Here is a 10,418-nt window from a genome sequence, read left to right on the forward strand (position 1 = left end):
GCCTAGGCCCGCAGGCCTCCACCTGTATTTCGCTCCGCAGAGCACACCATCGGCGTGATCGCTCAGCGCCGCGGTTGATCGGCCAGCACAACGACCGCTCCCATCGTGCACAGCGCACCGGGTGCTCCCCGCAGCGAAATAAAGGAGGAGCGAAGCGGGGGACATTCGCGGAGGGGAGCACCCGGTGTCCTGTGCACACGCCCTGAACAACAGCGCCCCGAACACAAGCAAACCCACAACACAACACGCAAAGCAAACCTGAGATGTCTTCCCCAGATTCCACCGACATCAACATCCGCTCGTACACGAGCCAGATCCCGTTCGCGCGCCACCTGGGCTTCGAGCTCACGAAGTTCGAAGGCGGCGAGTCCGAGATCATCTATACCGCCAAGCCCGAGCACCTGAACACCTTCGACGTGACCCACGGCGGCGCCTGCATGACGCTGCTCGACATCACCATGGCGGCCGCCGCGCGCAGCGTCGCGCCCGAAACCGGCGTGGTCACGATCGAGATGAAGACCAGCTTCATGCAGCCTTCGGTCGGCCCGCTGCATGCGCGCGGCACGCTGATCCACCGCACCGCGACGCTGGCCTTCACCGAGGCCAAGATCTACGACGAGCAGGAGCGCGTGTGCGCCCATGCCACCGGCACCTTCAAGTACGTGAAGCGCCGCCTCCCCACCGGCCCCGCCAGCGCCAACGCGATGCGGCCGCCTTCCACCGACTGATCACTGCATTCCCCCTGGAGAAATTCATGCCCACGAACAAACAGATCCACCTCGACAACCGCCCCGATGGCGAAGCCGTTGCCAGCAACTTCAAGCTGGTGACCGTCGAAACCCCCGCGCTCAACGACAACCAGGTGCTGGTGCGCCACCACTACATGAGCCTCGACCCGTACATGCGCGGGCGCATGAACGATTCGAAGAGCTACACCGCCAACCAGCCCGTGGGCCAGGTTTTCCAGGGCGGCACAGTCGGCGAAGTGGTCGAGAGCAAGCACCCCAAGTACGCTGTCGGCGACAAGGTGGTGGGCTTTGGCGGCTGGCAGGAATACAGCGTGGTCGATGCCTCGCAGCCCGGCGCGCTGAAGAAGGTCGACACCACGCACGTGCCGCTGTCGCACTACCTCGGCGCGGTGGGCATGCCCGGCGTCACGGCCTGGTACGGCCTCGTGAAGATCATTGCCCCCAAGGCCGGTGAAACCGTGGTGATCACGGCTGCCAGCGGTGCAGTCGGCAGCGCCTTCGGCGCGCTGGCCAAGGCGCGCGGCTTGCGCGTGGTCGGCATCGCGGGCGGTCCGGACAAGTGCAAGTACGTGACCGATGAACTGGGCTTCGATGCCTGCATCGACTACAGGCAGCATCCCGACGTCAAGAGCATGAGCGCCGCACTCAAGGAAGCCTGCCCCGACGGCATCGACGGCTACTTCGAGAACGTCGGCGGCTACATCTTCGACGCCGTGCTGCTGCGCTGCAACGCCTTCGCGCGCGTGGCGCTGTGCGGAATGATCGCGGGCTACGACGGCCAGCCGCTGCCGCTGACGAACCCCGCGCTGCTCCTGATCAACCGCATCAAGCTCGAAGGCTTCATCGTCAGCGAGCACATGGAAGTGTGGCCCGAGGCGCTGACCGAACTCGGCACGCTGGTCGCCACCGGCAAGCTCAAGCCGCGCGAATCGGTTGCCCTGGGCATCGAATCCGCCCCTGAGGCCTTCCTGGGTTTGCTCAAGGGCAAGAATTTCGGCAAGCAGTTGGTCAAGCTGATCTGAATGCGCTGAAACGCGCGGCAAAGGAGCCGACCATGGAAACGACTCACGAGGTGTTCAACCAGCCCGTTCCGCTGGTGGACTACAACCTTTTCGAGACCAACCGGCCCCTGCGCGATGCGTTGAAGTTCAATGCGCCGAAGCTGCAGCTGGCGCAGTTGCAGGAGTTGGGGGTGACCATCGGCTCGGCCGAGATGCAGATGCATGCGCGGCTCGCCAACATCCACACGCCCGAGCTGCACACGCACGACCGCTTCGGGCGGCGCATCGACGAGGTGGAGTTCCATCCGAGCTATCACGTGCTCATGGCCGCCGCCGTGGGCGCAGGCCTGCACGGCACGCCCTGGACTGGCACCTCGGCCTCGCCGCATGTGCTGCGGGCAGCAGGCTTCATGCTCTTCACCGAGCTGGAGCCGTCGATGCTGTGCCCGATCTCGATGAGCTACGCGGTCACGCCCGCACTGCGGAGCAACGCCGCCGTGTATGCCGATTGGGGCCCGAAGCTCGCGAGCCTCTGGTACGACCCCGCGCTCGAGTCCTTCAAGGACAAGCCTGGCGTGACCATGGGCATGGGCATGACCGAGAAGCAGGGCGGCTCGGACGTCCGCGCGAACACGACGAAGGCCGTGCGCGACGGCAGTGACACCTGGGGCGAGCGCTATGCGATCACCGGCCACAAGTGGTTCTTCTCGGCGCCGATGTGCGATGCCTTCCTGGTGCTCGCGCAGGCGCCCGCGGGGCTGAGCTGCTTCTTCCTGCCGCGCGTGCTGCCCGACGGTACGCGCAACGCCATCCACATCCAGCGCCTGAAGGACAAGCTCGGCAACAAGGCCAACGCCAGTTCCGAGGTCGAGTTCCACGGCGCCAGCGCCTGGCTGGTGGGCGAAGAGGGCCGCGGCATTCCGCAGATCCTCGAGATGGGCACCATGACCCGGCTCGACTGCGCGCTCGGCACGAGCGGGCTGATGCGGCAGGCGTTGAGCATCGCGCTCAACCACGCGGCGCAGCGCAACGCCTTCGGCAAACCGCTGATCGAACAGCCGCTCATGAAGAACGTGCTGGCCGACCTCGCACTCGAGAGCGAAGCCGCGACCGCACTGGCCATTCGCCTCGCGCGTGCCTTCGACCATCAGGACGACGAACACGAACGCCTGATGGCACGCCTGCTCACGCCGGTCGCCAAGTTCTGGATCTGCAAGCGCGGCAGCCACTTCGCGCAGGAGGCCATGGAATGCCTCGGCGGCAACGGCTATGTGGAGGAGGGCGGCGAGGGCACGATGGCGCGCATCTACCGCGAGATGCCGCTCAATTCGATCTGGGAAGGCGCCGGCAACATCATGGCGCTCGACCTGCTGCGCGGCCTGCGCAAGGGCGATGCGGTGGCCGCGCTGGGCAAGGAACTGGCGCCGGCACGCGGCCAGCACGCGGCGCTCGACCGCCTGGCCGATGCGCTGCCCGCGCGCATCGAGGCGATGGCTTCCGAGGTCGAGGCACGCCGCCTGGCGCAGGACGTGGCGCTCGCGGTGCAGGCTGCATTGCTGGCCCAGACCGCACCGCCCGCCGTGGCCGGCGCCTTCTGCGCCTCGCGCCTGGGCGGCGACTGGGGCCAGGCCTTCGGCACGCTGGGCGCGGGCACCGATTTCGATTCGATCATCCAGCGGGCCCAGCCGCGCTGAACGCACACCCAACATCCCCCACAGGAAACACCATGGCCGACCTGATCCWCCATCACTACACCACCTCGCCGTTCTCGGAGAAGGTGCGGCTGATCCTCGGCGCCAAGAAGCTGCCGTGGAAGTCGGTCTTCATTCCGCCGATCATGCCCAAGCCCGACGTGGAGGAGCTCACCGGCGGCTACCGCAAGACGCCGTTCCTGCAGATCGGTGCCGACATGTACTGCGACAGCGCGCTGATCGCCGATGTGCTGGAGCACCTGCAGCCCGAGCCCACGCTCTATCCCGAGCCCGAGAAAGGCATGTCGCGCATCCTCGCGCAATGGGCCGACACCACCCTGTTCTGGGCCGCGATGGCCTGGAACCTGCAGCCGCGGGGTGCGGCCGAGGTGTTCGCCAAGGCGCCGCCCGAGGCCGCCAAGATTTTCGGCGAAGACCGCGGCAAGATGAGCGCCGGCAACATGACGCGCCTGCGCCCGGCCGATGCCACCAGCGCCTACAAGTCGTACCTGCGCCGCCTGTCCGACATGCTCGACGACAAGCCTTTCCTGCTGGGCGAGGCGCCGTGCATCGCCGACTTCTCGGCCTACCACCCGCTCTGGTACACGCGCCGCATCGAGTCGGTGAGAACCATCCTCGACCTGACGCCCGCGGTGGTCGACTGGATGGACCGCATGGCCGCGATCGCCCACGGTGCGCCCGAGAAGTTCAGCGCCGACGAAGCCATCGCCGTCGCCAAGGCCGCAACGCCGCACACGCTGCTCACCGACAGCACCTTCCAGGACGACCACGGCATTCCGCTCGGAAGTGCCGTCACGGTCCGCGCCGAGAGCTTCGGCCTCGAGGAAACCCCGGGCACGCTGGTGGCGGCCACGCGCACGCACTACACGCTGGAGCGCAGCAGCGAGCGCGTGGGCACGGTGCATGTGCACTTTCCGCGCATCGGCTACGTGCTCAAGAAAGCGGAGGCCTGAAACGCGCTGGAGCGGGGCACCTTCGTGACTGCGCCGGCGCGCTTTCCGTATTTCAATAGCGCCTCCAACGTCAGAGACATTCAACGCAAGAAGGACACCGGCAAATGATTCAGGACTTCAAGGGCAAGACCGCCGTTCTCACCGGCGCAGGCTCGGGCTTCGGCCTCGAATGCGCGCGCATCGGTGCCGCCCGCGGCATGAACCTCGTGCTGGTCGACGTGCAGCAGGACGCGCTCGACAAGGCCAGGGCCGAGATGGAAGCCGCCGGCGTGCAGGTGCTGGCCCGCAAGGTCGATGTGTCCGATGCCGCACAGATGGAGGCGCTGGCCGCCGCCGTGAAGGAGCGCTTCGGTGCGCCGCACTTCGTGTTCAACAACGCCGGCGTGGGCGCGGGCGGCCTCGTGTGGGAAAACTCCGTGGCCGACTGGGAGTGGGTGCTGGGCGTCGACCTGTGGGGCGTGATCCACGGCGTGCGCCTGTTCACGCCGATGATGCTCGAAGCCGCGGCGAAAGACCCGGGCTACCGCGGCCACATCACCAACACCGCCAGCATGGCCGGGCTGCTCACGCCGCCCAACATGGGCATCTACAACGCCGCCAAGGCCGCGGTCGTGAGCCTCACCGAAACCCTGTACCAGGACCTGAACCTCGTCACCGACCAGATCGGGGCGAGCTTGCTGTGCCCGTACTTCGTGCCGACCGGCATCACCAGCAGCGAGCGCAACCGCCCGAACGCGCCCAAGGACAGCGAGCTCACCAAGAGCCAGCTCATCGGCCAGGCCATGAGCAACAAGGCGGTGAGCAGCGGCAAGATCACCGCGGCCGAAGTGGCGGCAAAAGTGTTCGACGCCATCAGCGACAACCAGTTCTACGTGTTCAGCCACCCCAAGGCGCTGGGCAATGTGCGCAGCCGCATGGAGAACATCGTGTCGGTCACGAACCCGGCGGATCCGTTCCTCGAGCGGCCCGAGATCGGGCAGAAGCTGCGCGAGCAACTGCGCGCGGCCTGACGCGGCGCCAGCGCGCTAGCCTGCGATGAACGCCCCCGCCTCCGTGGACGCAGTGCATGCCTTCAGCTCCGACGCGTCGGGGCGAACGCATTACCAACGCGCGGGTCCATCCGATGGCCCGGTGGTGGTCTTCGTGTCGGGTGCGACCTTGCCGATGGCCGTGTGGGAGCCGCTCGCCGCGAAGCTCGTCGACGCCGGATGCCACGTGCTTCGCTACGACCTGCCGGGACGCGGCCATACCCGACCGTCATCGCAGCCGGCCGATTTCCAGGCCCACCTCGACCAGCTTGAAGCGCTGCTGAACGACCTGGACATTCGCCAGCCCGTTCGACTCGTGGGGCTGGCGTCAGGCGCCCTGGTGGTTGCTGCCTATGCCAGTGCGAATCCCCACCGGGTTTCCCATGCGGCATTGATCGCACCGGACGGCGCGGCCACGCACTTCACGCCCACGGAGCGGCTGCTCGCCACCCCCGTCATTGGCGATCTGCTGTTCAGGCTCAGTGCGCGGCGCACGCTGCTTGCGCGCATTCCGCGTTACTCGTCGCGCCCACAGACCCGGGCCTTCGTGCAAGAGTTGCTGATGTATTCGGTCGGCATGCCGGGGTTTCATCGGGCCGTACTGGCAACGGTTCGCACCTTCCCCTTGCACGATGGCGAAGCGCAGTACCGCAAGCTGCGCGATGCCGGCATACCGACCTGCGTGGTCTGGGGCGCCGAAGACCTCATCACGCCAGCCGCCGCGGCGGGGGTGTTCGCCACGCTGTTCGGAGGCGATGCAGTGCATGTGCTGCAGGGGGCAGGGCATCTGCCGTTCGTCGAGGCGCCGGCCTCCGTGGGGCTGATGCTCGAACGTCATTTCACGACACGGCACCCTGGGTCCTAGGCCGCGGCCTGCCTCAACGCGACCGCCGCGAAAACCATCGAGGCCAGCGCCGCGGCAACCGTCCTCACCGTGTTCCACAGCGTCCACGTCTGGAGGTAGCTCTGCCAGAACACGTTGCCGTCGGCGGGCGATGTCGCCGCGAGCTGGTTGTTCAGCGGCACGTTGAAGACCATCGTCACGCCGAAGCAGCCGATCACATAGAGCAGGCAGGCGAGCAGGATGAGCTGCGAATCGAGCTGCGAGATCGAGAACAGCGCCCAGCCGCCGAGCACGATGCCGAGCAGGGCGCTGCCGATGAAAAGAGCCATGAAGCTGGGCGTGATCACCGTGACGTTGATCGAATTCATGGCGTTGATGCCCTCGTTGCCGGGGATGCGCCCAAGCGCCGCCATCACGAAGGAAGAGAACGCGTAGAAGATGCCCGCGACCAGTGCGCTGGACAGGGCGCCGAGCAGGGTCAGCACCGTCGAGGCCTTGCCCATCATTGCCTGGCCTCCCAGGCGCCGGTTGCGGCGGTGCGTGCGACGTAGTCGGCGAAGCTCCGCGGCGGGCGGCCCAGCGCCTGCTCGACGCCATGGGCGATGGGCGTGTTGCGGCCGTCGAGGACGGTGTTGAAAAGATAGATCACCAGCGCGACGAGGTCCGGCGGCAGGCCGGCCTCGGGCAAGGCCCGGGCATAGGCGTCTTTCGGGATGATCTGGCAGGCAATTTCGCGCTTCGTTGCCTTGCCGATCTGCGCGATGGCTTCTGCAAAGGTCAGCGCCTGCGGGCCGGTCAATTCGTAGAGCTTGCGGCTGTGGCGGCTGCCAATCAGCGCTTCGGCCGCGATGTCGGCGATGTCGTCGGCGTCGATGAAGGGCTCCGGCGCAAGCCCTTCGGGCAGGGTGACAGTGCCCGCGACGATCTCGTCGAGAAAGTAGTTCTCGCTGAAGTTCTGGAAGAACCAGCTGGCCCGCACGATGGTCCAGTCGAGCGAGGTGGCTTGCAGCGCCTTCTCGGCGTCCTGGGCTTCCGGCTCGCCCCGGCCCGACAGGAGCACGACCTTCTCGACGCCGGCTTGCGCGGCCGCATCGAAGAACGCGGTCACCGTCTCGACGGCGCCCGGCACGCACAGGTCCGGCTGGTAGGCCACGTAGACGGCGCGAACGTCCTGGAGGGCGGATTTCCAGGTCGCGGGCTCCTCCCAGTCGAAGCGCGGTTGCGCGGAGCGCGAGCCGGCGCGCACCGCGTGCCCGGCGGCGCGAAGCCGGTCCAGAACGCGTCCCCCGGTCTTGCCGTTGGCGCCGAGTACCAAAATGGGATGCGCATCATCCCGGGTGCTGCCGATTGCCATTTTCGAACTCCTTGAGATAATGTGAGAAACACTCACATAAAAAATGATAGTTACTCACATTTTGAATGTCAACCCCGGGGTGCCGCCATGAGTCGCGCTGCATCGCCGCGGTCTCGGGTTGCTGCCGCGGAGCCGCCCACGGCAAGAAAAAGCCCCATCCAGGAACGCAGCAAGGCGCGCGTGGAACGCATCCTCGAAGCGGCGGCCGAGCTGATCGTGCGAGGCGGAAGCGACCAGCTGAAGATGAGCGAGGTCGCCACCTCGGCCGGTATCTCGATCGGATCGCTCTACCAGTACTTCCCCGAAAAATCCGCGCTGATCCGCATGCTGGCGGAGCGCATCAATGCACGCAGCCGGGAGTGCATCCGGGACGGCCTCAAGGACGTGACCGACCTGGCCAGCCTGCAATCGGCATTCGCGGGGCTGGTGGACGTGTACTACGCGATCGTCAACGAGCGGCCCGTCATGCGCGACATCTGGAGCGGCATGCAGGCAGACCGGCAACTGCTGACGCTGCAGATCGCCGAGAGCCGCGTCTGCGGACAGATGCTGGCCGACGCCATGCACAAGGTGCACGGCCGTGCCAACGCGAAGCGCATCGGGCAGGCCGCCTTCCTGATCTGGGAGATGGGCGAAGCCACCATCCGACTGGCCATCGCGGTCGATCCTGCGGAAGGCGTCGCCCTGGTGGAGGCGTACAAGCGCATGGCGCTTCGGGAAATCACGACCCCTCTTGCATGAGTCCTGGCGGCCGAGTCAAGCCACGGCCTGGGACTCGATCCATTCCCACACGGCGCGGATCGCGGGTTCGTTCTCCCGCCCGCTCGCCGTCGCGAGAAAGTAGCTCCCGGTATCGAGTGCCGGCCCGAAGGGCTGCACCAGCGCACCGCTGCGCAGTTCCTCCGCCGCGAGCGTGAGGCTCAGCAGCGCGACACCATGGCCGGCCAGCGCGGCGAGCATCGCGTGCGTCTCGTCGGAGAACGACAGGCCCGCGGCCTTCGCCGACCGGCCGCGTGGCGCCGCGATGCCGGCTTCGCGGAACCAGCGCGACCACAGCGCCGGCGCGAGCGCCTGCGGTTGCCAGTCGCAGTGGATCAGCTGGTGCTTCGGCAGATCGCTCGCGCGCCGCAGGCCCAGCATCGGACTGCAAAGCGGCGCGTAGCGCTCGGGCATCAGTTCGCGCGACACCAGCCCTGGCCAGTTGCCGCTACCCGAGCGCACCGCGATGTCGGCCTCGCCGCGCGCCAGGTCGATCACCGTGTCGCCCGCATGCAGCCGCAGCTCGATGCCCGGGCAGGCCTTGCGGAACGCCTCCATGCGCGGCAGCACCCAGCGTGCCGCAAAGGCCGTGTTGGTGGTGAGCGTGACGGACTGCGAAGCCGAGGGGCGGCGCAGCCTGGCTACACCCGCTTCGAGTGCATCGAAGCCCATGCGCAGGTCGTCGAAGAGCCGCTGGCCCGCGGGCGTCAGCGCGAGCTGCCGCGTGAGCCGGCGAAACAGCGGCTGCCCCAGCGTGTCCTCCAGCGCACGCACCTGATGGCTGATGGCCGACGGCGTGACCGAGAGTTCGGCGGCTGCGCGCTGGAAGCTCCGGTGCGCGGCCGCGGCCTCGAAGGCGCGCAAGGAGAGCAGGGGCGGCAGGTGCCTTGGCGGGCGAACAGATGAGCGAGTCTCTTGCATGAAAGGAGAAATGATCGTTTGTGAAGGATCGGTCTCATCTCTAGATTCGAGACCTGTGCAGTCATTCTGACAGCGCAGCACAAAGTCAACCAACTCATCCATCCGACCCATGACCCTCCACCTGCTTCACATCGACGCCAGCGCCCGCCCGGGCCGTTCCGACACCGACCCACATGGTTCGCACACGCGCCGTCTTTCTGCGCGTTTTGTCGAGCGCTGGCGCAAGGCGCGGCCCGACGACCGCATCGACCACCTCGACGTCGGCCAGCATCCGCCGGCACACGTCAGCGGCCGCTGGATCCATGCCGCCTTCACCGCGCCGGCCGAGCGCGAACCGTGGATGGCCGAGGTGCTGGCCGAGAGCGATCGCCTGGTCGATCAGCTCGTCGCCGCAGACCTGATCGTGGTGGGCCTGCCGATGTACAACTTCAGCGTGCCGGCGCAGTTCAAGGCGTACATCGACAACATCGTGCGTGTGGGCCGCACCTTCGGCTTCGACCGTGCGCGCGGCGCGGTGCCGTACTGGCCGATGCTGGCCGATGCCGGCAAGCGCATGGTGCTGCTCGGCGCGCGCGGCGACCACGGCTACGACCCCGGTGGCCGTATCGCGCACCTGAACCACGCCGAGAACAGCGTGCGCTCGGTGTTCGGCTACATCGGCATCACCGACGTGTTCGAGGCGGCGGTCGAGTGCGACGAGTTCGGTGGGGAGCAGCTCGCGCAGTCGATGCGGAAGGCGGAGGCCGCGGTGGATCGCCTCGCAGATGAACTCAGTTTTTCGCCGAGCTAGTGCCCGGTGAGGGGGAAGGAGACGCGACACGAAGTGCGTGAGGACCGGGGGGCGTTTCTTCGGGGTTCGTGCACAGGGCACCGGGTGCTCCCCTCCGCGAATGTCCCCCGCTTCGCTCCTCCTTTATTTCGCTGCGGGGAGCACCCGGTGCCCTGTGCACGAGGGGCGCTGCTCTCGTGCTGGCCGATCAACTGCTGCGCTGAGCGATCACGCCGATGGGGTGCCTTGCGCAGCGAAATAAAGGAGGAGGCMTGCGGCCTTAGGCCGCGCCGGGGGACATTCGCGGAGCAAGGTACCCCGTCGGCGT

The 10,418-nt window shown here is 67.2% G+C and carries 11 protein-coding genes; 8 read left to right on the forward strand and 3 right to left on the reverse strand.

Annotated elements, in window-relative coordinates; all coding sequences use genetic code 11:
• Nucleotides 1-263 precede the first annotated feature (263 nt).
• The 6 genes from AC1DXX_RS32275 (at nucleotide 264) to AC1DXX_RS32300 (ending at nucleotide 6,308) form a co-directional block, all read left to right on the forward strand.
• Nucleotides 264-728 carry a PaaI family thioesterase gene (locus AC1DXX_RS32275; protein ID WP_478138278.1) on the forward strand — a complete coding sequence of 155 codons (465 nt, stop codon included), beginning with the start codon at nucleotides 264-266 and terminating at the stop codon, nucleotides 726-728.
• 26 nt (nucleotides 729-754) lie between these two features.
• Nucleotides 755-1,771 carry an NADP-dependent oxidoreductase gene (locus AC1DXX_RS32280; RefSeq protein WP_478138279.1) on the forward strand — a complete coding sequence of 339 codons (1,017 nt, stop codon included), beginning with the start codon at nucleotides 755-757 and terminating at the stop codon, nucleotides 1,769-1,771.
• A 32-nt stretch (nucleotides 1,772-1,803) separates the two neighbouring features.
• Nucleotides 1,804-3,444: an isovaleryl-CoA dehydrogenase gene (locus AC1DXX_RS32285; RefSeq protein ID WP_478138280.1), complete on the forward strand. Its 1,641-nt coding sequence runs from the start codon at nucleotides 1,804-1,806 to the stop codon at nucleotides 3,442-3,444.
• Between the two features lie 32 nt (nucleotides 3,445-3,476).
• Nucleotides 3,477-4,415 carry a glutathione S-transferase family protein gene (locus AC1DXX_RS32290; RefSeq protein ID WP_478138281.1) on the forward strand — a complete coding sequence of 313 codons (939 nt, stop codon included), beginning with the start codon at nucleotides 3,477-3,479 and terminating at the stop codon, nucleotides 4,413-4,415.
• A 104-nt stretch (nucleotides 4,416-4,519) separates the two neighbouring features.
• Complete coding sequence (locus AC1DXX_RS32295; protein ID WP_478138282.1) at nucleotides 4,520-5,425, forward strand: SDR family oxidoreductase; 906 nt, start codon at nucleotides 4,520-4,522, stop codon at nucleotides 5,423-5,425.
• A gap of 25 nt (nucleotides 5,426-5,450) precedes the next feature.
• Nucleotides 5,451-6,308 carry an alpha/beta fold hydrolase gene (locus AC1DXX_RS32300; protein WP_478138283.1) on the forward strand — a complete coding sequence of 286 codons (858 nt, stop codon included), beginning with the start codon at nucleotides 5,451-5,453 and terminating at the stop codon, nucleotides 6,306-6,308.
• Here the strand turns inward: AC1DXX_RS32300 and AC1DXX_RS32305 are convergent.
• Nucleotides 6,305-6,793, reverse strand: coding sequence for an anthrone oxygenase family protein (locus tag AC1DXX_RS32305; protein WP_478138284.1), 489 nt, complete (start codon nucleotides 6,791-6,793; stop codon nucleotides 6,305-6,307). The genes AC1DXX_RS32300 and AC1DXX_RS32305 overlap by 4 nt on opposite strands.
• Nucleotides 6,790-7,641 (reverse strand): NAD(P)H-binding protein, encoded by an 852-nt coding sequence (locus AC1DXX_RS32310; RefSeq protein ID WP_478138285.1) that lies wholly within the window; start codon nucleotides 7,639-7,641, stop codon nucleotides 6,790-6,792. The genes AC1DXX_RS32305 and AC1DXX_RS32310 overlap by 4 nt, the downstream gene beginning before the upstream one ends.
• Nucleotides 7,642-7,728: 87 nt before the next feature.
• Between AC1DXX_RS32310 and AC1DXX_RS32315 the strand changes: the two genes are divergently transcribed.
• The gene (locus tag AC1DXX_RS32315) at nucleotides 7,729-8,382 is read left to right on the forward strand and encodes a TetR/AcrR family transcriptional regulator (protein ID WP_478138286.1); all 654 of its coding nucleotides are present in this window, start codon (nucleotides 7,729-7,731) and stop codon (nucleotides 8,380-8,382) included.
• 15 nt (nucleotides 8,383-8,397) lie between these two features.
• Here AC1DXX_RS32315 and AC1DXX_RS32320 read toward each other — a convergent pair whose 3' ends face one another.
• Nucleotides 8,398-9,321, reverse strand: coding sequence for a LysR substrate-binding domain-containing protein (locus AC1DXX_RS32320; protein WP_478138287.1), 924 nt, complete (start codon nucleotides 9,319-9,321; stop codon nucleotides 8,398-8,400).
• A 109-nt stretch (nucleotides 9,322-9,430) separates the two neighbouring features.
• Here AC1DXX_RS32320 and AC1DXX_RS32325 point away from each other — a divergent pair, with 109 nt between their 5' ends.
• Entirely contained in the window at nucleotides 9,431-10,111 is a 681-nt protein-coding gene (locus tag AC1DXX_RS32325) for an FMN-dependent NADH-azoreductase (RefSeq protein WP_478138288.1), read from the forward strand.
• Nucleotides 10,112-10,418 lie beyond the last annotated feature (307 nt).

The organism is Variovorax sp. P4_B10, from assembly GCF_056402375.1.

Excerpts from the sequence above, each read along its gene's own strand:
- AC1DXX_RS32275 (WP_478138278.1), top strand. The coding sequence starts at position 264 with ATGTCTTCCCCAGATTCCACCGACATCAACATCCGCTCGTACACGAGC.
- AC1DXX_RS32280 (WP_478138279.1), top strand. The coding sequence starts at position 755 with ATGCCCACGAACAAACAGATCCACCTCGACAACCGCCCCGATGGCGAA.
- AC1DXX_RS32285 (WP_478138280.1), top strand. The coding sequence starts at position 1,804 with ATGGAAACGACTCACGAGGTGTTCAACCAGCCCGTTCCGCTGGTGGAC.
- AC1DXX_RS32295 (WP_478138282.1), top strand. The coding sequence starts at position 4,520 with ATGATTCAGGACTTCAAGGGCAAGACCGCCGTTCTCACCGGCGCAGGC.
- AC1DXX_RS32300 (WP_478138283.1), top strand. The coding sequence starts at position 5,451 with ATGAACGCCCCCGCCTCCGTGGACGCAGTGCATGCCTTCAGCTCCGAC.
- AC1DXX_RS32305 (WP_478138284.1), bottom strand. The coding sequence starts at position 6,793 with ATGATGGGCAAGGCCTCGACGGTGCTGACCCTGCTCGGCGCCCTGTCC.
- AC1DXX_RS32310 (WP_478138285.1), bottom strand. The coding sequence starts at position 7,641 with ATGGCAATCGGCAGCACCCGGGATGATGCGCATCCCATTTTGGTACTC.
- AC1DXX_RS32315 (WP_478138286.1), top strand. The coding sequence starts at position 7,729 with ATGAGTCGCGCTGCATCGCCGCGGTCTCGGGTTGCTGCCGCGGAGCCG.
- AC1DXX_RS32320 (WP_478138287.1), bottom strand. The coding sequence starts at position 9,321 with ATGCAAGAGACTCGCTCATCTGTTCGCCCGCCAAGGCACCTGCCGCCC.
- AC1DXX_RS32325 (WP_478138288.1), top strand. The coding sequence starts at position 9,431 with ATGACCCTCCACCTGCTTCACATCGACGCCAGCGCCCGCCCGGGCCGT.